At 62.7% G+C, this 22,085-nt stretch carries 20 protein-coding genes; 10 read left to right on the top strand and 10 right to left on the bottom strand.

Annotated features, from left to right (window positions below):
• Nucleotides 1–96: 96 nt before the first annotated feature.
• Nucleotides 97–780: a hypothetical protein gene (locus AADA15_RS02525; protein WP_341639964.1), complete on the top strand. Its 684-nt coding sequence runs from the start codon at nucleotides 97–99 to the stop codon at nucleotides 778–780.
• Nucleotides 781–1,173: 393 nt separating this feature from the next.
• On the opposite strand, the gene AADA15_RS02520 is transcribed toward AADA15_RS02525, so the two are convergent.
• From AADA15_RS02520 to AADA15_RS02475, 10 genes are all read right to left on the bottom strand, one after another.
• Nucleotides 1,174–1,605 (bottom strand): nuclear transport factor 2 family protein, encoded by a 432-nt coding sequence (locus AADA15_RS02520; RefSeq protein ID WP_341639963.1) that lies wholly within the window; start codon nucleotides 1,603–1,605, stop codon nucleotides 1,174–1,176.
• A 23-nt stretch (nucleotides 1,606–1,628) separates the two neighbouring features.
• Nucleotides 1,629–3,149, bottom strand: coding sequence for a replicative DNA helicase (locus AADA15_RS02515; protein WP_341639962.1), 1,521 nt, complete (start codon nucleotides 3,147–3,149; stop codon nucleotides 1,629–1,631).
• A gap of 265 nt (nucleotides 3,150–3,414) precedes the next feature.
• The gene (locus AADA15_RS02510; protein WP_341639961.1) at nucleotides 3,415–4,095 is read right to left on the bottom strand and encodes an orotate phosphoribosyltransferase; all 681 of its coding nucleotides are present in this window, start codon (nucleotides 4,093–4,095) and stop codon (nucleotides 3,415–3,417) included.
• A 53-nt stretch (nucleotides 4,096–4,148) separates the two neighbouring features.
• Nucleotides 4,149–5,189, bottom strand: a complete 1,041-nt coding sequence (pyrC, locus tag AADA15_RS02505) for a dihydroorotase (protein ID WP_341639960.1) — start codon at nucleotides 5,187–5,189, stop codon at nucleotides 4,149–4,151.
• 56 nt (nucleotides 5,190–5,245) lie between these two features.
• Nucleotides 5,246–6,202 (bottom strand): phosphoadenosine phosphosulfate reductase, encoded by a 957-nt coding sequence (locus AADA15_RS02500; RefSeq protein WP_341639959.1) that lies wholly within the window; start codon nucleotides 6,200–6,202, stop codon nucleotides 5,246–5,248.
• A gap of 133 nt (nucleotides 6,203–6,335) precedes the next feature.
• A complete protein-coding gene (locus AADA15_RS02495; protein ID WP_341639958.1) occupies nucleotides 6,336–7,433 on the bottom strand; it encodes a glycosyltransferase family 2 protein in 1,098 nt (365 codons plus the stop codon).
• A 15-nt stretch (nucleotides 7,434–7,448) separates the two neighbouring features.
• Nucleotides 7,449–8,141 carry an FkbM family methyltransferase gene (locus AADA15_RS02490; protein ID WP_341639957.1) on the bottom strand — a complete coding sequence of 231 codons (693 nt, stop codon included), beginning with the start codon at nucleotides 8,139–8,141 and terminating at the stop codon, nucleotides 7,449–7,451.
• A gap of 4 nt (nucleotides 8,142–8,145) precedes the next feature.
• Nucleotides 8,146–10,470: a glycosyltransferase family 2 protein gene (locus AADA15_RS02485; protein ID WP_341639956.1), complete on the bottom strand. Its 2,325-nt coding sequence runs from the start codon at nucleotides 10,468–10,470 to the stop codon at nucleotides 8,146–8,148.
• 3 nt (nucleotides 10,471–10,473) lie between these two features.
• Nucleotides 10,474–11,097 (bottom strand): sulfotransferase, encoded by a 624-nt coding sequence (locus tag AADA15_RS02480; protein WP_341639955.1) that lies wholly within the window; start codon nucleotides 11,095–11,097, stop codon nucleotides 10,474–10,476.
• Complete coding sequence (locus AADA15_RS02475; RefSeq protein ID WP_341640067.1) at nucleotides 11,094–12,140, bottom strand: glycosyltransferase family 2 protein; 1,047 nt, start codon at nucleotides 12,138–12,140, stop codon at nucleotides 11,094–11,096. Before AADA15_RS02475 ends, AADA15_RS02480 begins: the two co-directional genes overlap by 4 nt.
• Before the next feature lie 304 nt (nucleotides 12,141–12,444).
• Here AADA15_RS02475 and AADA15_RS02470 point away from each other — a divergent pair, with 304 nt between their 5' ends.
• From AADA15_RS02470 to AADA15_RS02430, 9 genes are all read left to right on the top strand, one after another.
• The gene (locus AADA15_RS02470; protein ID WP_341639954.1) at nucleotides 12,445–13,356 is read left to right on the top strand and encodes an AAA family ATPase; all 912 of its coding nucleotides are present in this window, start codon (nucleotides 12,445–12,447) and stop codon (nucleotides 13,354–13,356) included.
• A gap of 16 nt (nucleotides 13,357–13,372) precedes the next feature.
• Nucleotides 13,373–14,626: a vWA domain-containing protein gene (locus tag AADA15_RS02465; protein ID WP_341639953.1), complete on the top strand. Its 1,254-nt coding sequence runs from the start codon at nucleotides 13,373–13,375 to the stop codon at nucleotides 14,624–14,626.
• 103 nt (nucleotides 14,627–14,729) lie between these two features.
• Entirely contained in the window at nucleotides 14,730–15,275 is a 546-nt protein-coding gene (locus AADA15_RS02460) for a YeeE/YedE thiosulfate transporter family protein (protein WP_341639952.1), read from the top strand.
• A gap of 3 nt (nucleotides 15,276–15,278) precedes the next feature.
• Nucleotides 15,279–15,869, top strand: coding sequence for a DUF6691 family protein (locus tag AADA15_RS02455; RefSeq protein WP_341639951.1), 591 nt, complete (start codon nucleotides 15,279–15,281; stop codon nucleotides 15,867–15,869).
• 146 nt (nucleotides 15,870–16,015) lie between these two features.
• A complete protein-coding gene (locus AADA15_RS02450; protein WP_341639950.1) occupies nucleotides 16,016–16,999 on the top strand; it encodes an XdhC family protein in 984 nt (327 codons plus the stop codon).
• A complete protein-coding gene (locus AADA15_RS02445; RefSeq protein WP_341639949.1) occupies nucleotides 16,996–18,012 on the top strand; it encodes a molybdopterin-binding protein in 1,017 nt (338 codons plus the stop codon). Before AADA15_RS02450 ends, AADA15_RS02445 begins: the two co-directional genes overlap by 4 nt.
• Nucleotides 18,013–18,195: 183 nt before the next feature.
• Nucleotides 18,196–18,681, top strand: coding sequence for a (2Fe-2S)-binding protein (locus AADA15_RS02440; RefSeq protein WP_341639948.1), 486 nt, complete (start codon nucleotides 18,196–18,198; stop codon nucleotides 18,679–18,681).
• A 102-nt stretch (nucleotides 18,682–18,783) separates the two neighbouring features.
• The gene (locus AADA15_RS02435) at nucleotides 18,784–21,147 is read left to right on the top strand and encodes a xanthine dehydrogenase family protein molybdopterin-binding subunit (RefSeq protein ID WP_341639947.1); all 2,364 of its coding nucleotides are present in this window, start codon (nucleotides 18,784–18,786) and stop codon (nucleotides 21,145–21,147) included.
• A gap of 97 nt (nucleotides 21,148–21,244) precedes the next feature.
• Nucleotides 21,245–22,039: an FAD binding domain-containing protein gene (locus tag AADA15_RS02430; protein ID WP_341639946.1), complete on the top strand. Its 795-nt coding sequence runs from the start codon at nucleotides 21,245–21,247 to the stop codon at nucleotides 22,037–22,039.
• Nucleotides 22,040–22,085 lie beyond the last annotated feature (46 nt).

Below are 22,085 nucleotides of genomic sequence, written 5' to 3'. Positions count from 1 at the left end.
CTAGTGGCTTGTTTCGGGAACACCCCAGCTTGAGTTCGTTTTCCTTAGGTGCCCTGTCACGCAGCACCCCGGTTTCTGGGGGCCTGGGGTTTTGCTATGAGAAAAGTCCCGGATAGGGGAAGATTTTTTGAACGGGAGACGCTGGTTCCCCTCGATGACTTCAACTGCTATGTGCTGTTGAAAAAAATTACTTTTCAAGACTTTGGAGTTTGCAAAATGCGCATCATATTTCTGCTACTCATTTATACTTGGTCGACTTCTTTGGTCGCTGCGGAAACTTTTCGCTGTGAGATGAAGGGAGACGCGATTGGCCGCGATTTGTATATTAAGTTGAGTGATCAGACTAAGACAGCGGTAGTTCTGGATGGTGCCATTCAAAATTTCTTCGGACGCCCGATTTCGGTGAAATACCGTTCAACGAATACCGGTCGCGCATTGCTTCGATGGTTCTTGCCGGTTGGCGGCAGTGCAGAATACCTTGCGGCCCTGAATACTGAGGCCGGAAGGATCAATTTGACTGTCATTCTTGGAGGAGTGAGTGACTCACCAGTCACTTATGGCGCTCGCGGGACCTGTAAGCCAACTGCTTCTGCCTCATTCCTGGATGGTTATCCAATACAGGAAAAGCCACCATCCAAAATGGTCCCAAAGTCAACGGCAGCTATATGTCCAGCTGACGGTGGAATGCCGAAGCAGGATGGCACCTGGCACTACAACTGTCATAACAAAACATTTCGAAAGGTGAATAGGGTATCGTGCAAAACCTATCCATGTTGGTAGGGGGCGCAAGATGTTTTGAACAACAGGAAAGTGGGGCTCCTCGAATGACCTTTCTTGCTTTCGTCCCTAGCCAGCATCGCGCAGGTAACAAGGGTCGTAGTGGATCTGTCCCCTTGGGGCTGGAGTACCAAAGAGGGTGAACTGCGGGGAGAAGATGAAGTCACCGCCCCTTCGAGCTGCCGCATGTCTTCGTAGTCGACAGTGATAGCTTTGCTATGAAGTGATGCGGCCCTAATGTTCTGTCAGCGATGTCACGATCGCATTAGTCATGAACAGCCTTCAGACCACACCCACGCGCTTGCGACGATGTCTATTGAGAGAATGGGCTGGCACGTTTGCCTTGCGGCGGCTTTGTGAGAACGCCAACTGATTTGTTGCGCGGGTGGCGTCAATTCACTTCGGCATTATGGCGTTGGAGTGCCAGAAGATCCGCACGCAGGTGGCCAGTCCCTGATCGTTCAGTTCTGCCACCAGGGTGCCGTCCAGCTCCATCCGGGGAAGGGGATCGCCGGGTTTGCGATCCGGCAGGCCGGTGCCGGTGGATTTGGCCCAGATCTGGAACAGTTCCTCGCTGGCCACCTGGTAGGTGACGTTCCAATGGCCGATGCCCCCTGTCGGGGTTTCGGCCAGCACGCTTTCTGTCAGGCTGATATCCTGCTGCAGCTTGATCCGGTCCCAGTAGCGCGCCAGTTCTTCCGGGCCGGTCTGCACCTGAAAGGGCGTGTTCCAATACTGACCATCGGGCGTGAACAGTGCGGCGAAGCCTTCGGAATCCTGCCCTTCCCACACCCGTTTGTAGGCCTGCATGAAGTCGTGAATGCTCATGATCTGCCCTTCGCGGAACGAGGTTATTCGTAGCCGTCCGGCTGCTGCTGCCAGGATTTGGCGAGGTTGCCAAATCGGGTGAACTGCGCTTCGAACGACAGTTCCACCGTGCCGATGGGGCCGTGACGCTGCTTGCCCACGATGACTTCGGCCTTTGCGTGCAGGCGCTCCATCGCGGTCTTCCACTCTTCCATCTTGTCCAGCTCGTGATCGCCGGGCTTTTCACGCTCTTTATAGTATTCCTCGCGGAACACGAACATCACCACGTCGGCGTCCTGCTCGATCGAGCCCGATTCCCGAAGATCCGACAGCTGCGGGCGCTTGTCCTCGCGGCTTTCCACCTGACGTGACAGCTGCGAAAGCGCGATCACGGGGATGTTCAGCTCCTTGGCGATGGCCTTCATCCCCATCGAGATTTCGGCGATCTCGTTCACCCGGTTGTCGGACATGCCGCGGCAGAGCTGCAGGTAGTCGATCACCAGAAGGTCAAGGCCGTGGGTCCGTTTCAGGCGACGCGCACGGGCCGCGAGCTGCGAGATCGGCAGGGCCGGAGTGTCGTCGATGAACAGCGGGCAACTTTCCAGATCCTTGGCGGCCTGGACAAAGCGGCGGAATTCCCCTTCGGTCATGTCGCCCTGGCGGATCTTGTGGCTGGAAATCTCGGACGCTTCGGCCAGGATTCGGCCCGCCAGCTGTTCGGCGCTCATCTCGAGCGAGAAGAAGCCGACAACGCCGCCATCCACCGCGCCCTCGGTTCCATCAGGCTTCACACCCTTCTTGTAGGCCTTGGCCACGTTGAAGGCGATGTTGGTCGCAAGCGAGGTCTTCCCCATCGAAGGACGCCCGGCGAGGATCAGAAGGTCAGAGGGGTGCAGGCCGCCAAGCTGCTTGTCGAGATCGGTCAGCCCGGTCGAGATCCCCGCCATGCCGCCGCCGCGCTGGTAGGCCTCGTTGGTGACATTGACCGCCTCGGTCACCGCTTTCAGGAAGGATTTGAAGCCGCTCTCGGTCTGCCCCTGTTCGGCCAGCTGATAGAGCGACTGTTCCGCCTCGACGATCTGTTCTTTGGGTTCCGACGTCACATCGACGCGCCGCGCCTTGTCGGCGATCGATCGGCCCAGAGCGATCAACTCGCGCCGGATCGCCAGATCATAGATCATCTGCGCATAGTCGCGCACCGCAAAGACCGAGATCGACGCCCCTGCCAGTTTCGCCAGATAGGCTGGCCCGCCCAGTTCCTTGAGGCCCTCGTCATCTTCCATGAAGGCCTTCAGCGTCACCGGCGAGGCCAGGGCGTTCTTGGAAATCCGCGCGGCGGCGATCTCATAGATGCGCGCATGGACCGGGTCGTAGAAATGCGAGGAATTGATGATGGATGCAACGCGGTCGTAGACGTCGTTGTTGGTCAGGATCGCGCCCAGAAGCTGCTGCTCGGCCTCTACCGAATGGGGCAGCTCGTTTGCCTCCATGCCGCTGGCCTGTTGCCCGGGCTCGGGCAGCGGGGCGGGGGGCTGGTCGGCGTCGAATGGGGTCAATTCGTTCATCGCGGCTCTCTTCACTCGGTCCGGATAGATAGGTCAATTCGGGGGCCAAAAGCCATCTGGAAATCTCTGTGGGCAGCCTGTGGAGAACTGCCCGGCACCTGTTGACGCTTTCAGCTGACGGGACCAGAGAGGCGTCGGTCACGCCATATATAGCAGCATGACACGCTTGTGCGTCCAAATAAAGGTCCGTGCCCGTCAACGCCCGTTGAGGTGTTCGCGGGGGCCGGGTTCGGCCCCCAAGTGCCATGTGTGAGCGCCCGCGCGTTTAGGCGGATTTATGCGCATCCTGCCAGGCGCGCGGATCCTTGAGGAATTTCTCCACCTCGTCCAGCGTCTCGGTCGTGAAGGCGCCTTGCGCCCGCGCTTCGGCCAGAACGTCCCACCAGGTGCACAGGTAATGCAGTTCAACCCCGTGATCGCCCAGCGTCCTGGTCGTCTCCGGAAAGATGTCGTAGTAAAAGATCACCGCGGTATGGCCGCAGGTGGCGCCTGTTTCCCGGATCGCATCCACGAAGGACAGTTTCGAACCGCCATCGGTGGTCAGATCCTCGACCAGAAGCACGCGCTGCCCCTCGCTCATGGCGCCTTCGATCCGGGCATTGCGGCCATAGCCCTTGGGCTTCTTGCGCACATAGGTCATCGGCAGCGCCATCCGCTCGGCCACCAGCGCCGCAAAGGGGATGCCGGCCGTCTCACCGCCCGCGATATTGTCAAACGCCTCAAAGCCCGCATTGCGCATCACGGTGACGGTCATGAAATCCATCAGCGTCGAGCGGATGCGCGGAAAGGAGATCAGCTTGCGGCAGTCGATATAGCTGGGCGAGGGCAGGCCGGAGGCCAGCGTGTAGGGCGTTTCGGTATTGAAGTTCACCGCGCCGATTTCCAGCAGCATCCGGGCAGACAGGCGGGCGATTTCTTCGGCAGACGGGTAGGAGGAGGGGATCATGGGCAGTCCTCTGTCAGGGGTGTTCCCGCTGCGGATGCGCAGCGGGGCATGTATCAGGCAACGGTCCAGTAGACCGGAAAGCCGGGATCAAAGACGGTGACGGGACCGTCGCCGCTTTCGATCTTCTCGGGGAAGGCGACCGGGGCGTCCTGTTTCACAAGCGTGATCGTCTCGGCGTTTTCCGGCAGGCGGTAGAAGGCGGGGCCGTTTTTCGAGGCAAAGCCTTCCAGCTTGTCCAGCGCGCCGTCCTCTTCGAAGACATGCGCCAAAAGGGCCATGGTGTTGGTTGCGGTGAAACAGCCGGCGCAGCCGCAGGCGCTTTCCTTGTTGGGGTCGGTATGGGGCGCCGAATCCGTGCCAAGGAAAAACCGCGCATCGCCCGAGGTGGCCGCGGCGCGCAGGGCCAGGCGATGCTCTTCGCGCTTGGCTACGGGCAGGCAGTAGTAGTGCGGCTTGATCCCGCCCACGAGGATGTGGTTGCGGTTGATGATCAGGTGGTGGGTGGTGATGGTCGCGCCGAGGTCTGCCTCATTGGACTTCACATAGTCCACGCCGTCACGGGTGGTGATGTGCTCCATCACAACGCGCAGGCCGGGGGTGGCGCGGCGCACCGGGTCCAGAACACGCTCGATGAACACCGCCTCGCGGTCAAAGATATCGATGTCGCCATCCGTGACCTCTCCGTGGACGCACAGCGGTAGGCCGATCTCGGCCATCTTCTCCAGCACCGGGCGCACCTTGTCGAAATCGCGCACGCCCGAGGCAGAGTTGGTCGTCGCCCCCGCCGGGTACAGCTTGACCGCCTTCACCAGCCCCGAGGCATGAGCCGCCGCCACATCGCCGGGATCGGTATCCTCGGTCAGGTAAAGCGTCATCAGAGGCTCGAACGTCATGTCACCGGGCAAGGCGGCCATGATGCGGTCGCGGTAGGCGGCGGCCTGCGCGCCGGTGACCACGGGCGGCACCAGGTTCGGCATGATGATCGCGCGGGCGAAATGGCGGGCGGTTTCGGGCAGAACGGCCTGCAGCATGGCGCCATCGCGCAGATGCAGATGCCAGTCATCGGGGCGGGTGAGGGTGAGCGTGTCGGTCATGGCGCTGCGTTAGCACAGGGGCGTGCAAAGGGGAAGCGGCGCCGACGCCTTTGCCGCTAGGCTTCGGGGGGCAGGGTAAAGTCGCCGTCCGCCGCCCGTTGGCGCAGGTTCTGCAGGCGCTGGCGGAACCTCGGCGCCCGCAGCCGCGCCGAGACATTGCGGCACAGCAGCGTCATCAGGTAGGGGCGGTCCGTCTTGTCCAGATGCGCCATCACGTTGCGCAGGTAGGCCGGGTTGTTGCGCCGCGCGCGCAAAAGGCGCGAGAAGGCTTCGTCGCTCAGCTTGTCCGACCCGGCCATGGACAGCAGCTGATAGAGGATCTCCATCTCGATCAGACGTGTCTGAACCGCATCGCCGAAATTGGGCAGGCGTCGCCGGGTGACGTTGGGGCGTGCAAAAAGCGCCGCATGCATGGCGTCAAGACGCTCGTACGGGTCGTAAAGGACAAAGGCGTGATCGGCTGCATCCAGCATCTCCGGCGCATAACCATAGCGATCGGTGAACGAGGTGCGGCGCATCTCGATGAACCGCTCGTCCCATTCGGTCATGCGCGGATCAAGCGTCGCCTGAGGCTGGATGGCAACCACCGTGGCACCGGGCGCAGCCACGGAATAGGCGCAGGCCGCATAGCCGCAGGGGCCGGCCCCATAGAAGAGAACCTTGTCGAATTCCTCGAAGAAACCATCGTCGATCAATTGGTCGAAGAAGGCATAGACCTGGTCGTCGCGGAACCAGGTATCTGCGTCCGAAATCAGGCACAGATGCGACCAGCCAAGGTTGCGCACCAGGTCAAATCCAAGGGGCTGGGCCAGGTCTGACAGGTTCTGGATCCCTTGAATGGTCTCGAAGGTCACCAGAAGCGTATTGCCTTCGTCGATGAAGGAGGCGCAGTGACGTTTGCTCAAGGGCTGGAACAGCCCCAGCTCTTCGCTGAGCGCAGCAAGACGGGTTTTCCACTCGGCTGGTTTCAGCCCGGAAAGATCGGTCTCAAGCGTGTCTGCGCTGTCCTGCATGCCTATGCCCTTTTGTCTCCGCTGCTTTGTCCGGCGGATGCTTTTGGATCTGATAGCGGCGAAATGGGGCAAAATTGAGAAAAACTCATGCCAGTTTGCGACCTGGTCCTCTGCATCGTGACCGGTGTCGCGCCTAACCCTCGCCGGTTTCGGGGGCACCGGATGGGGCCTTGCGTGCGCGCTGCGCCTCTTCGCGGCGTCCCAAAAGGGCAAATCCGGTCAGGGTGCGCGCAGTCACCGCGTTGATGGGGCGCGAAGGCGGCGTCATCAAAAGGCGGGAAAACAGGGCGCGATAGGGTTCTTCCAGCATCAGCTCGCGAAACCGCTGATGCCGCCAGCTGACCGCGTCGGCATGAAGACGGGACAGTTTGGCGTCTTCCATCAGTATGGCCCGGATGGCATCGCGGGCGGCGGCGTAGCGGGTTATGGTGGCGTCTTCGTCGGTGTTGAAATTCCGCTCGACCCAGTAGTCCAGCCCCAGCAAGTGATCGGAGTGCACCGCACGGCCCCGGTCGGCCTTCAGCACATAGCTTTCCATCGCGCCCAGCGGGTAGTGATTGAGCTGGGCCAGCCGGTGATTGGGCTGTCCATAGTCGGAAAACAGCCGCTTTGTCTTGAAGGCCGACCCCAGCTCACGCCCCTCGCAGTCGAACCAGCGGAAGCGATCCAGATCGGCGTCCTCACGCAGCCCGCGCGGGCGGTGCACGCCGGTTTTGCGGTAGGTGCCGTCGTTGCGATACAGCGTCTTGAACATGGCCGCGCGCCAGGGCCAGTGGACCACCTCGGGCGCGCAGCGGGTGAACTGTTCTGTCACCGGGCGGTCTTCATAGCGCGGCGTGTCACCATTGCCGAACAGCCGCCAGGTGAGGGTGATGGCATCCGCATCCGGCAGGGCCTCCAGAAGATCGTTCAGCGTACCGCGCCCTGCGTGGATATTGACGAACTCGTCGATATCCAGCGCCAGAATCCAGTCTGCCTTCTTCACCAGCCGGTGCCTGTCGGCGAGCTTCATGGCGCTGAACTGGATGCCGCCCTTTCCATAGGGGCCTTCGTTGCGCACATGGGTAAGGTGGCCGAGCGCATCCAGCCGGTCCAGCATCCTGTCGGTGCCGTCCTGGCAGTCGTTCGAGAACACAAGGAAATCGGTGAACCCCACGGCGCGGTGATGGGCCAGCCATTCCAGCAGGAAGGCCGCCTCGTTGCGCACAGAAAGGATGGCCAGGAAGCGCACCACCTGTTTTCCTCGCTACCAGTCGGACCGGAAGACGGCGACCTTGCCGTGCGACCAGCGCGGAAAGAACACCAGCCCGGCGTCGTCCAGGCATTTGAAGACCTTGCGAATGCCATCCTTGCCGATCCACTGCGGGTGAGTTTCGATCAGCACGGCGCGCAAAGCGGAGAGATCCATCTGGGGCAGCACGTCCACCTCGGCCCCCTCAATGTCGCAGATCAGGACGGTGGGCTGCAAGTCGGCCATCACCCGGTTCATGTCCAGCGTCGGCACCTCGACCTTTTGTACTTCGGGGCTGTCATCTTCCATCGGGCTGAGGGAGGAGGCGAGGAAATTGGGGCGCACGTAAAAAGGAGCCGTGCCGTCTCGCTCGCCCAGAACCGCATGGGTCACTTGCGCTGTCCTGGCGCCGTTCAGGGCATGAACCCGGCGGATATAGGGGATCAACGCAGGGTTTGCTTCAAACGCATGGACCGCGCGCGCGGGGGTCTTGGTTGCTACCAGCGTGGACATGAAACCGATGCCGCCGCCCAGCTCCATCACCACATCACCCTTTCGGATCAGTTTTTGCGCGGCGATGGCCTCCTTTGCCTCATAGGCGCCAGTGCGCAACAGCTTGCGCGCGCGGGGCGGCAGGACCGCCTTATCAAGTGGGAAGCGCATGTCGAGGCAGGTCAGCACGGGGTCGGCAGTCGCGGCGGCGGTCATCTGTTCAGCTCTCCATATCCAGCGCCAGCGCATAGGCGACGCGCTCGGTTGCGCTCAGCTTGACCTCAAGCGCCTGCCTGTAAAGGGTCTCGAATTCCTCCATCCCGTGCAACTCTTCCGCCTTGGCGCGGTGCCAGGCAAGGCCTTTCTCGTGCCAGGTTCGCAAGGCATCATCCTTCATCAGCCGGTCGTATTCGGACTTCAGGCGCGGCAGGTTGCGCTGGATGGTGGTATCCTTGTGGTCGTTCCAATCCATGCGGATCCAGTAGTTGAGGCCAATGGAGCGATCCACATGCAGCGCCCGCCCGCGCTGGCGTTTGATCAGAAAGCTCTCGGCTGATCGCAGCGCGTAATGGTTGAGCTGCAAGAGATCATATCCGACAGAGGCGCGCGATGAGCGCCAGCCGTTGTCGATCGCCTCGCGGGTGATGTCACGGCCCGAGCCATTCACCCAGGCCACCTGATCGCGCATCGCGTCCTGCAGCTTGTTGGGGCGGTGGCAGCTCAGTTTCTGATAGGCACCGGTGTTTTTGAACATGGTCTTGAAGCCCCAGACGGTATGCGGCTTGGGGCAATACTTCGGCGCGCAGGCATCGAATTGACCGATGACGAAATCGTCGCTCAGGTCGGTCACGCCATTGTGGCCGAACAGGCGCCAGGTCATGGCCACATTGGTGGCACCCGGCACACGGTCGATGAAATCCTGAAGCGTTCCATTGCCGCAGCGCACGTTGATGAATTCGTCCACGTCGATATGGATCAGCCACTCGGCGTTTTGGATCACCGGTTCTTTGAGCGACTGGTTCAGGGCGAACTGTTGCGGAGACTGGCCGCGCCAGTCGTCATTGTTTCGGTGCTGAAGGACGCCCATCTCCTGCAGCCGGTCGAGGATCTCGGCGGTGCCGTCCTCGCAGCCGTTGGTGTAGATCATAAAATTGTCGACGCCGATGGCGCGGTGGTAGGCGATCCATTCGACGATATAGGGCGCTTCGTTCTTCATGCAGCCGACGATCACCGTACCGCTGCTGCCTTCGGGCAGGGGGCGGCGGGGCGCTTCGGTGAAAGGCGCGGCAGGTGCGGCCTCGTCCAGCGCGTCCATGTCGTTGTGTGGCCTGAACGCAGAGCCTTGCAGCATCTCGAAGTTCTTGAGCGCCAGCGGCGTCATGACCCTGCGGGCCGCCTCGCTGGGCTGAGCGGCTGTCGAGGCCGTCTTTGCAGGGCGTTTCACCTCTGGGGCAGGCTCGATATGCGGCAGGAAACTGGCCAGATACTGCGAAGCGCGATAGCCCATCTGCGGGTCGGCTTCCTGCCAGACCTTTGCGGGGGGCACGTCAATCGGAAAACTGTCGGCGTGAAGGGCCGGATGGTGCGCGACCAGCGCCGCGTTCGCATCGGCAAAGCGCGCGCGAATGGCCGACAGGCTGTCCGGCGAGATCGGATCCCCCGGAACATGAACCTCATTGAAAAACGCCTGCCGCAGCTTGAGCGGCACCATGACGCCCTTGTGCCGGATCAGCCGCAGCAATAGCTCGTTGAGCTGCCGCGCTCGGGTGATCCAGGCGGCGGGCGGAGCCGGTTGCACCTTGCCGGGTTTGGCGCGCCCGATCTGCGGGGCAATGCCGAACATCTCGCGCAGCTCTTCGGTCGCTTCTGGACCGTAGATACGCGCTTCGTCATAGGATCGAAACTGTAGCGTGGCCGCTCCGAAGACCTCTTCCCAGCGTGCCTGAAGGCCTGCGAAATCCAGCCAGAAGGGGGCGCCCTCGGTCTCTTCAAAAATTCCGGCCTCGGGGGCGATCTTTGGCAGCGTGCCAATGCTGGCGAGCCACCAATCCGGGGCCCCTATGAGGTCGAGATCCCGAGACAGGGGCGCGGCGCGGCCATTCAGAACCTGCGCGCCATAGCCGTGCGCCAAAAGGCGGGCGGGATCATCAATCTGCGCAATGATGCGGATGTCATCCGAGAGGGGCGCCAGCATGTCCCGCATCCGTTCCAGCTCGCTGCGGCGCGACAGCCGCGTGCCCAGTTGCGAGGCGGAGAGGATCAGCGCATCGGGCTGTGCCTCAGACACTTCGCGGGCCAGATCCTCGACCAGTTTCTCCCGCAAGAGCGACTGTTTTTCAGGATCGGCAAAGCCGCGCGCTGCGCGCAACAGGTCCACGTGATCCGGGTCGGTGGCGGCCATGAACAGCCGGGTGTGGTTGCTGCCGCCGGGGGAGGTGGGAAACAGCACGCCCTTGCCGCGCAGCTGGTCGCGTTTCTGGGCCAGCACCTTTTGCAGACGCTCCGCGCCCACATGTTCAAGGCCGATATGAAGATGGATGCGCATCGTCTAACCACCGGCCTTCTTGTTCACATTCGCCTTGCCCCACCAGGGCAGATCCCGCCCCAGAAAGGCGCTGATGCGCTGTTGCGCATCCGCATCGGCGACGTTGATCTCAAGGTAGTCGGGATCCTCCCGGAACCAGTGTTTCAGCGCCTCATAATGTCCGTCGATCCAGATCATCTGCTGCTCAGCCGTCTTGCCGTAGCCGATGGGCAGGCCGGGAACGGTGCTGGCAGGCAGGCGCGCGGTACCAAGGTTGTTCCAGGCCATGATCGAGCGTGAATGGCTCTCCGCATCGCGCCGGGTGGCAATGAACTTCAGATCCGGGTTCTGTTCCTTCAGCACCTTCAAGAGGGCAAAGTCGAACTGCGGCCAGACCGAGAACTTGCCGTGGATGAAGCTGATCTCCGACAGGGCGTCATATCCGTCGAGAAAGGCCATGGGATCGCCGCGCTCATATAGCCCCTTGTAAAGAAGGCTGCCGACAAAGATGCGCCGCTTGCCGGGCTTGTCCTGTTCGCGGTCACGCAACCGGTGGTCCGCAACGCTATAGCCCGCCTGCGCCAGCGCCTTGCCGAGCGTTGTGGTGCCCGATTTCGGCAGGCCCAGGTTGATCACTCTGAGGCTCATTGTGCGGTCTCCTGATCCCAAAGGCCCAAGTCACGCAACAGCGCCTCTTCCTGCGGCGGCAGGGTGGGAGCGGCGCGCAGCTGGTCGCGCATGGCTTGATAGCTGGGGTGGGCCAGCAGTTCGTCCCGTTTTACCCGGTGCAGGCGCACGCAATCGGCATGCAGGGCGGCGATTTCAGGATCGAATTTCAATTCGGCCAGTGCGGCCTCCAGTGCGGGCAGGTAGCGCTGGATAGATCGGTCCTCAAAGGCCGCATCATTGCGCTCGCGCCAGTAGGTATCATCAAAGGCGCGGTTCTCGCGGTTTACATCGCCCCGGTCGTTCTTGACCAGATAGCTGTCGAGCGAGCGCAGCGCATAGTGGTTGAGCGTGGCATGCAGGCGCGCGCCCCTGGCCGGAAATTTCCGGATGCGGTCCCGATTTGCGGCCACCAGAAACTTGAACGGCACCTGTCGCCCTGCGCCATCCGTCCAGGCGGGGCGTTTGTCCTTGGCAAGCGCTTTGCGAAAGAACGGGCGGTGGGCGCCATAGTATTGCAGGGGGAAATCCTGGCGCACCAAGGTCTTCACCTCGATGGCCCGATCGGCGCACCAGATGTCCGGGTTGTGGGAGCGGGTGAACTGCGCGATCACCGGCGCGTCCTCAAAGGCTTCAATCCCGTCATTGGCAAAGAACTGGAAACTGACCGAGACGGCCTGCGGATCACCGCAGGCATTGATCAGAGCGGGGATCGTATGGTCACCCACGTGAATGTTCAGGAATTCATCCACATCGGCGACCCAGACCCAGTCGGCCTGGGTGACGATATCATGGCGGCGAGAGTCCTTCAGCGCCTCCATCTGGTAATTGCGCCCCTCGGCAGGGTTGGCAAGGTGCTGCACCAACCCCCGCGCCGCCAAGGCATCCAACAGGCGGTCGGTGCCGTCGCTGCAATCGTTGGAGTAGAACAGGAAATCAGTGACACCGATCAGCCGGTTGAAGGCGATCCATTCCAAAAGGAACGGCCCTTCGTTCTTGACGCAGGTGACGGCGGTGATGCGCATCATGTGGCCTCCGCGCTGCCGCGGCGGTGCCTGCCAGTATGAAAGGATCCCTTGATCACCATTCGATCTGCTGCCTTGTCGCCTGCATTTCGCCTCTCGTTTCCGCGCATAGCCATGTCGCAGCCGGGGCGTGTTGTTGCCAAGATCCATGGCAGGGCAGGGGTAATGCGTCAATCATGGCTACGTATTTACGCGTTAACCCTTTTCGAAGTGTTGCCGATGAAGCGAAAATCTGGGGGCAGACCAGCCTTGACCGCGCGCTGCCCCCGTGGCCTTTTGGGGCGAGCTAGCGGGGAGGCAAGGCATGACAGAGGCGCAATCCATCGATCAGGTGCAGGAGATGCTGGGGCAGCAGGGCTATGTCTGCGGTCGCGCCCTTGCGACTGTGGTGTTCCTGTCTTTGCGTCTGGGACGTCCCCTGTTTCTCGAAGGCGAGGCAGGCGTCGGCAAGACCGAGATCGCCAAGGCGCTGTCGGCGGCGCTGGGCCGTCGCCTGATCCGGCTGCAATGCTATGAAGGGCTCGATGCCTCCAGCGCGGTCTATGAATGGAACTTTGCCGCCCAGATGGTGGCGATCCGCACCGCCGAGGCGGCTGGCGGCGCCGACCGCGCGGCCCTGCAGACCGAACTCTTTTCCGATGAGTACCTGATCGAACGCCCGCTCTTGGAGGCGATGCGCCCCGATGAGAACGGCGCGCCCGTTCTGCTGATCGACGAGCTGGACCGCACAGATGAGCCGTTCGAGGCGTTTCTCCTGGAGGCGCTCAGCGATTTTCAGGTGACGATTCCCGAACTCGGCACCATCAAGGCGCCCGAGCCGCCGATCGTGATCCTGACCTCCAACCGCACCCGCGAGGTGCATGACGCGCTGAAACGGCGCTGCCTCTATCACTGGGTGGATTATCCCGATTTCACCCGCGAAGTCGAAATCCTGCGCGCTCGCGCGCCGGAAGCCTCCGAGAAGCTCAGCCGCGAGGTGGTTGCCTTTGTGCAGGCGCTGCGCACCGAGGATCTTTTCAAGAAACCGGGCGTGGCCGAAACCATCGACTGGGCCAATTGCCTCTTGGCGCTCGACGTGATTGACCTGTCGCCCGAGGTGATCGCCGACACCCTGGGCGCGATCCTGAAATACCAGGACGATATCGCGCAACTGCAGGGATCGGAGGCGAAACGTATCCTCGACAAGGCCAAGCAGAAACTGGAGGAGACGCCGTGACCTTGGCGCTGATCTGATGGTTGAACTGCCCGAACTCTCGCTGCCGGACGATCCCAAACTCGTCCAGAATATCACTCATTTCGCCCGCGCCCTGCGCAAGGCGGGGCTGCCCATCGGCCCGGGGCGGGTGATCGACGCCGTGCAGGCGGTGGCGGCGGCAGGCTTCACCAGCAGGCAGGATTTCTACTGGGCGCTGCATGCCTGTTTCGTGACCCGCCCCGAGCATCGCACCGTCTTTGCGCAGGTCTTTCGCCTCTACTGGCGCGACCCTAGGTTTCTGGAACACATGATGGCGGCGATGCTGCCCGCCATTCGCGGCGTGCAGGAAGAACGCGCCGCCAAACCGGCGGAAAAACGCGCCGCCGAGGCGCTGCTGGATGGGGCGAACGAGCAACTCGACCTGCCCGAAGGGCAAGACGAGGAGGGCACCGAATTCGAGATCGACGCCGCGCTCACCATGTCCTCCGAGGAGCGCCTGCGCAGCCTTGATTTCGAGCAGATGAGCACGGATGAAGTCGCCCGCGCCAAACGCATCCTTGCTCAGATGCGCCTGCCGGTGCAGCCGATCCAGTCCCGCCGCCTGATGGCAGCGCCGCGCGGGGAGCGGGCCGATTGGCGCCGCACCCTGCGCAATGCCGCGCGCCGGGGCGGGGACCTTCAGGAGATCGCCCGCGCCAAGCGGCGCATTCGCTGGCCCAATCTGGTGGTGATCTGCGATATCTCCGGCTCGATGAGCCAGTACAGCCGCATCGTGCTGCATTTCCTGCATTCGGTCGCCAACCAAAAGGGCGCCGGCTGGGCGCGGGTGCATGGCTTCACCTTTGGCACGCGGCTCACCAATATCACCCGCCATCTGGCCACGCGCGATGTGGATGCCGCATTGGCCGCAGCCGGCGCCGAGGCGCAGGACTGGGAGGGCGGCACCCGCATCGGATCCTGCCTGCATGACTTCAACCGCGACTGGTCGCGCCGGGTGATGGGGCAGGGGGCGGTGGTGCTGCTCATTACGGATGGTCTGGACCGGGACGACCCGGACCAACTGGCACGCGAAATGCAGCGCCTGCACCTGTCATCGCGGCGGTTGATCTGGCTCAATCCGCTCTTGCGCTGGGAAGGGTTCGCCCCCAAGGCGCAAGGCATCCGCGCCATGCTGCCCCATGTGGACAGCTTTCGCGCCGGCCACTCCATTGCCTCGCTGGAAGATCTGGCGCGGGTGATCTCCTCCCCGCAGGATAAGGGCGAAAAGGCCCGCCTGATGGCGCTGCTCTGATCAATTCCGAAAACTGAATGTAATTGATCTGGGTCAAGCCTGACCCCCATCCGACCTGCTATATTCCATCAATGGAATGTAAAATGGGAGGCTGATGATGGCCATGAACTGGAAAACCGGAGGGCTCCTGTTGGGGGTGGTCTTCTTTCTGGCGGTGATGCTGGTCAAGCCGATTGGCGTGTCCACGCAATTCGTGATCCTTGACGGGATTATCGGCGATGCGGTGAACAGCGAACTGGTGACCAAGACAGAGGAAGGCTACACCTCGACCAACGCCTATCTGGCGAAATCAAACGGCAAGTATGCCAAATCGGTGATGAACCCGCTCAACTACAGCTTTATCTTCGTGCTGGCGATGGCGGTGGGCGGCTTCCTGTCGGTGATGGCGCGCGGCGGGATTCCGGCGCGAGAGCGCAGCATCCCGGATCTGTGGCGCGCCAACATGGGCGACGGGGTCGCCCTGCGTTATGGTGCGGCCTTTGTCGGTGGCTTCATCGTCCTTTACGGCGCGCGTCTGGCGGGCGGCTGTACCTCGGGGCACATGATGTCGGGCATGATGCAGACCGCGCTGTCGGGCTATATCTTTGCCGCCGGTGCCTTTGCCGCTGCGATCCCCGTATCCCTGATGCTGTTCAAGAAGGAGGCCTGATCCATGATGTCCATCGTTCTCGCAATCGTTATCGGTGTGGCCTTTGGCGCGGTTCTGGACCGTATCGGCGCCTCCAACCCCAACCTGATCGGCAAGATGCTGAACCTCACCAACCTCAATCTGGCCAAGACCATCCTTCTGGCCATCGGCACCGGCTCGGTCCTGATGTTCGCAGGCCAGATGCTGGGCTTTGTCGACGTGGGTCATATGTCGGTCAAGGCGGCTTATATCGGCGTCTTCATCGGCGGCTTGATGCTGGGCGCCGGCTGGGCGCTGGCGGGTTATTGCCCCGGCACCGGCGTTGTCGCGGCCGCCTCGGGGCGCAAGGATGCGCTGTTCTTCATCGCGGGCGGCCTTCTTGGTGCGGCGGCTTATATGGTTACCTACCCGATGTGGAAATCGAGCGGTTTGCTGGATTCGGTCGCGGGCGGCAAGGTCACCATCGGCACCGTTCCGGGATCCAAGTTCGACGGGATCACCGCGCTGCCGGGCGATATCCTCGGCATCGTTCTTGGCCTTGGTTTCATCGCGCTGGCCTTTGCCCTGCCGGAGCGGTTGACGCCCTCGAAATCCAATCTGCAACCGGCTGAATAGGCTCCCTCCCGGGCTTGTGACAGCCAAAGCGCCCGCCGGTCTCGGCGGGCGTTCTTCGTTTTCGCGTGCGTTTTGTGGCTTGAAACCTGCCCGCTTCGGGTCAACCTTGGGGGCAACAGGGGCGGAAGACACGCCGGGAGGATTGCATGACGGGGGAAACCGCGCGGTTTGAGAACGCGCCGGAGGTGGCGCTGGAGTGGCATGAGAATGGCACGGGGGCAGCCCTGGCGACAGTGGTGCAGACATGGGGGTCGGCGCCGCGCCGGGCCGGATCGCAACTGGTCGTGGGCGGCGATGGCCGTATCGAAGGCTCGGTCTCGGGCGGCTGCGTCGAAAGTGCGGTGGTCTTTGAGGCGCTGGAAGCCATCGAGGACGGCCAGCATCGCTTGCTCGAATTCGGGGTCAGCGACGATGATGCCTTTGCTGTGGGGCTTGCCTGTGGCGGCACCATCAAGGTGCTGGTGGAGCCCGTGGGCGGTGCCCTGCCGGCCGAGATGCTGAAAGAGCTGGTCGCGGCCCGCAAAGAGCGTATCGCGCTGGCCTATGAGGTCAATCTGGAGACCGGCGCACGGCGACTGGTGCGAGATGGCTATGCTGACCGCCTGCGTATGGACCGCTCGGGGGTCGAGGAGGACGGCAAGACCTTTGTCGCAATTCACAACCCGCCGCTGCGGCTGATCGTGGTGGGGGCTGTGCACATCGCCCAGGCTCTGGTGCCGATGGCGCGGATCGCGGGCTATGATCCGGTGGTGATCGACCCGCGCGAAGCCTTCGCCGCCGCCGCGCGTTTTCCCGGTGAGAGGCTGATGGATGACTGGCCCGACGAGGCGGTGGAAAAGCTTGGCCTTGATGCCCGCACTGCGCTGGTTCTGCTGACACATGATCCGAAACTGGACGATCCCGCGCTAGAGGCGGCGCTGGGCGCAGATTGCTTCTATATCGGTGCGCTGGGCTCGACCCGCACCCATGCCAAGCGGGTGGACCGGCTGACGGCGGGGGGATTCACCGCAGAGCAGATCGCCCGCATCCACGGCCCCATCGGCCTTGATATCGGCGCGGCGGGTCCGTCTGAAATCGCCGTGTCGATCCTGGCGGAGATGACGGCCGTGCTGCGCGGGAAACGCCCGTGAAGTTTGGCCCCCTTCCACTGGATCAGGCCGAGGGTGCGATCCTGGCCCATTCGCTGCAGTTGGAAAGCCGCAAGATCGCCAAGGGCACGGCGCTGACTGCCGCAGATCTACGCAATCTCGCCGCAGCGGGTCTGTCCGAGGTGATCGTCGCCCGGCTGGAGGAGGGCGATCTGCACGAGGATGCTGCTGCACAGGCCCTCGCCCGCGCCATCGTGCCGGATGAGGCCGCGCAGGGGTTGCGCCTTTCCGGCGCGGGGGCGGGGCGGGTGAATCTTTATGCGAAAACCTGCGGCGTGGTGCAGCTCGACCGGGCGCGGCTGGAGGACGTGAATGCTGTCGACCCGATGATTTCCATCGCAACCGTGCCAGAGTATCACCGCGTGGATGAGGGCGGCATGATCGCCACCATCAAGATCATCGCCTATGGGGTACCAGAGGTGGATCTGAAACAGGCCGCGAGTGGAGCTGCTGGCGCGCTGCGGGTGCTGCCGCCTGTATTCAGGACCGCAACCCTCATAGAAACGCGCGTATCCAAGGAGATCCCGTCTGAAAAGGGCCGCGCGGCCATGGCGGGGCGGCTCGACCGGATGGGGATGGAGCTGACCGATCGCGTGGTTGTGCACCACTGCGAAGCAGAACTGGCAGAGGCTATCGCCGCAGCGCCCGGAGAGGTGATCCTGATCCTGACCGGCTCGGCCACATCCGACCCCCTTGATGTCGCCCCGCAGGCCCTGCGCCGCGCGGCGGGAGAGGTGACGCGGTTCGGCATGCCGGTGGATCCGGGCAACCTGCTGTTTCTTGGCCGCTATCGAGGGAAACCCGTGATCGGCCTGCCGGGGTGCGCGCGCTCGCCCGCGCTGAATGGAGCCGATTGGGTGCTGGAGCGGGTGATCTGCGGCGTCGATGTGACATCCACGGATATTGCCGCCATGGGAGTCGGAGGATTGCTGAAAGAGATTCCCACCCGCCCGATGCCGCGTCGCTCGGAGCCGCGCAAGGGCGGGACAGGATGACCGCCTGATCGTATGACGTAACGCTCTATTGTGCAGAATGTCCCACAAGCTCAGGCGGTTATACGCCTGATTTGACCGTTTGACAAAAATGTTGGGGGCGAATGCATTTCAGGGGGTTCGCGCAAGGGGAATCCCGTGCTTAACTCCCTCTCAGCCAACAAAAGTAGCGAATGGGAGGAATTCATGGCGAAGGTCTCAATGACCGTGAACGGCAAACCCGCCAGCGGTGATGTCGAGGGGCGCACGCTTCTGTCGTCGTTTCTGCGCGAGGATCTGGGTCTCACGGGAACACATGTGGGCTGCGACACCAGCCAGTGCGGCGCCTGCGTGGTGCATGTGAACGGCAAGGCAGTCAAATCCTGCACCATGCTGGCCGCCGAAGCAGACGGCGCAGAGGTTTCCACAATCGAAGGCCAGGCGGCCCCCGATGGTACGCTCAATACAATCCAGCAGGCGTTCCAGGATCATCACGGGCTTCAGTGCGGCTTCTGCACGCCGGGCATGGTGATGTCGGCGGCGGCCTTGTTGAAGGACAACCCCAAGCCGACCGAGGCCGAGGTCCGCGCCTATCTCGAAGGCAATATCTGCCGCTGCACCGGCTACCACAATATCGTGAAGGCGATCATGGCCGCATCCGGTCAGGACGTCTCGGCCATCGCTGCCGAATAAGTCAAAGGGCTGAGGGCGCGCAGGGAGGCGCCGCCCCGGCAGAAGCATTTGCATGACCAAGAGATGCGCAAAGACGCATCATCCAGGGAGGAGATTTGGAAAATGCCAAAAGATCACGGCATTGGCGCCAGCCCCAAGCGGCGCGAAGACGTCAGGTTCCTGACGGGAACCGGCAACTACACCGATGATATCAACGTAAACGGCCAGGCCTATGTGCATTTCCTGCGCTCGGACGTGGCCCATGGCAGGATCAACGGGATCGACACCGCGGCGGCGGCCGCCATGCCCGGCGTCATCCGCATCTTCACCGGTGCCGATTTCGAAGGGGTCGGATCCATTCCCTGCGGCTGGCAGGTGACCGACCGTCACGGCCAGCCGATGCAGGAGCCGGCCCATCCGGTTCTGGCCCAGGGCAAGGTGCGCTACGTGGGCGATGCCATCGCCGCCGTGGTGGCCGAGACCCGCGAACAGGCGCGCGACGCCGCCGAGGCGATCGAGCTTGATATCGAAGAGCTGCCCGCCGTCATCGACATGAAGGAGGCGGTCAAGGAGGGCGCCCCCAAGGTGCATGACGATCTCACCTCGAACCTTTGCTATGACTGGGGTTTTGTTGAGGAAAACAAGGGTGCGGTCGAGGAAGCCTTTGCCAAGGCGGCGCATGTGACGACGCTGGAGCTGGTCAACAACCGGCTCATTGCCAATCCGATGGAGCCGCGCGTGGCGGTGGGTGATTTCAACCGCGCCACGGGCGACTCGACGCTTTACACCACCTCGCAGAACCCCCACGTGATCCGCCTTTTGATGGGCGCCTTCGTGCTGGGCATCCCCGAGCACAAGCTGCGCGTCATCGCGCCCGATGTGGGCGGCGGGTTCGGCACCAAGATCTTCCACTACGCCGAGGAAGCCTTCTGCACCTTTGCGGCCAAGGCGCTGAACCGGGCGGTGAAATGGACCTCGACCCGCTCCGAGGCCTTCATGTCGGATGCCCATGGCCGCGATCACGTGACCAAGATCGAACTGGCGCTGGACGGCGACAACAACTTCACCGCGCTGCGCACGGATACCTACGCAAATATGGGCGCATATCTGTCGACCTTTGCGCCCTCGGTTCCGACCTGGCTGCATGGCACGCTGATGGCGGGCAACTACAAGACGCCGCTGATCTACGTGAACGTGAAGGCCGTCTTCACCAACACGGTGCCGGTGGATGCCTATCGTGGCGCGGGCCGCCCCGAGGCGACCTTCCAGCTGGAGCGGGTGATCGACAAGGCCGCCCGCGAGTTGGGAGTCGAACCCATTGCGCTGCGCCGTCAGAACTTCATCACCGAATTCCCCTATGCCACCCCGGTGGCGGTGGAATATGACACCGGCGATTACAACGCGACCATGGACAAGCTGGAAGAGATCGCCGATTTCGCAGGCTTCAAGGCGCGCCGCGCCGAGAGCGAGAAGAACGGCAAGCTGCGCGGCCTTGGCGTCAACTGCTATATCGAGGCCTGCGGCATCGCGCCCAGTAACCTCGTGGGGCAGCTTGGTGCGCGCGCGGGTCTGTATGAGTCCGCCACGGTGCGGGTCAATGCGACTGGTGGTCTGGTGGTGATGACCGGCAGCCACAGCCACGGGCAGGGGCATGAAACCTCCTTCCCGCAGGTGATCGCGGATATGATCGGCATCGACGAAAGCATGGTCGAGATCGTTCATGGCGACACTGCCAATACGCCGATGGGCATGGGCACCTATGGCTCGCGCTCCCTCGCCGTGGGTGGCTCTGCCATGGTGCGGGCGACCGAGAAGATCATTGCCAAGGCCAAGAAGATCGCGGCCCATATCCTGGAAGCTTCGGATGCGGATATCGAGCTGAAGGACGGTCAATTCTCGGTTGCGGGCACGGACAAGTCCCTTGCCTGGGGTGATGTCACGCTGGCGGCCTATGTCCCCCACAACTACCCGCTTGAGGACATGGAACCGGGGCTGGAGGAGACCGCCTTTTATGATCCGGCGAACTTCACCTATCCCTCGGGCGCCTATGCCTGCGAGGTGGAGGTGGATCCCGAAACCGGAAAGGTCACCATTGAGCGTTTCGCTGCGGCGGATGACTTTGGCAATATCGTCAACCCGATGATCGTGGATGGTCAGGTGCATGGCGGTATCGGTCAGGGCATCGGTCAGGCGCTGCTGGAGGGCTGCGTCTATGACGAGAACGGCCAGCTTCTGTCCGCCTCCTACATGGACTACGCCATGCCGCGCGCCGATGATGTGCCTTTCTATCAGGTGGATCACTCCTGCCAGACGCCCTGCACCCACAACCCCCTGGGCGTGAAGGGCTGCGGTGAGGCCGGCGCCATCGGATCGCCCCCTGCGGTGGTCAACGCGGTGGTGGATGCGCTGCAGGCCGCTGGTAAGGATGTGACCCATATCGACATGCCGCTGAGCCCGAACAGGGTCTGGACGGCGCTCAACAGCTGAACCGGGGCAGGGGCGCCGGGTGCGCCCCTCCAACCCGATAGTTTTGGACAAAAGAACAAGGGGCCACGCCCCGGAATTCTTTGGGAAGGAAAACGGAATGTATAATTTCGAGTTTGAAAAACCGGCCACCATTGCCGATGCGGTCGCCGCGCTCGGCGCGGAGGACGCGCAGGCGCTGGGCGGCGGTCAGACGCTGTTGCCGACGATGAAGCAGCGCCTTGCGATGCCCTCGAAACTTGTCTCGCTGGCCGGGATCGGTGAAATGCAGGGCGTCTGCCGCGAAGATGACGGCAGCCTTTCGATCGGCGGCGCCACAACCCATGCCACCGTGGCTGCCGAGGCCGCCGCGCATTATCCCGCGCTGGCGGATCTGGCCAGCCACATTGGCGATCCTGCGGTGCGCAACCGGGGCACCATCGGCGGCTCGCTGGCCAACAACGATCCGGCGGCCTGCTATCCGGCGGCGGCGCTGGGGTCTGGCGCGACCATCATCACCAATGCCCGCGAGATTGCGGCGGATGACTATTTCCAGGGCCTCTTCACCACGGCGCTGGAAGAGGGCGAGATCATCACCGGCGTGCGGTTCCCAGTGCCCGAGGCTGCGAACTATCAGAAGTTCGTCCAGCCTGCGTCACGCTTTGCCATGGTAGGGGTATTCGTTGCGAAATACGCCGACGGGGTGCGCGTCGCTGTGACCGGCGCCTCCGAAGAGGGTGTGTTCCGCTGGAGCGAAGCTGAACAGGCGCTGGGCAAGGAGTTCCGCGCGGATGCCATGACCGACCTGCGCATCAACCCGGCCAACATGATGGGCGATATCCACGCCACCAAGGAGTACCGCGCCCATCTGATCGGTGTTCTGACCAAGCGCGCCGTGGCGGCTGCGGCAGGCTGAGGTCTCGTGGACTCATACGAAAAAGGGCCTCGCGATGCGGGGCCCT

The sequence above is a fragment of the Phycobacter sedimenti genome, assembly GCF_038148855.1.
In the GTDB taxonomy this organism is placed as follows: Bacteria; Pseudomonadota; Alphaproteobacteria; order Rhodobacterales; family Rhodobacteraceae; genus Phycobacter; species Phycobacter sedimenti.
Note: the sequence above shows the minus strand (reverse complement) of the source record. Positions and strands in the feature narration are given on the sequence as shown.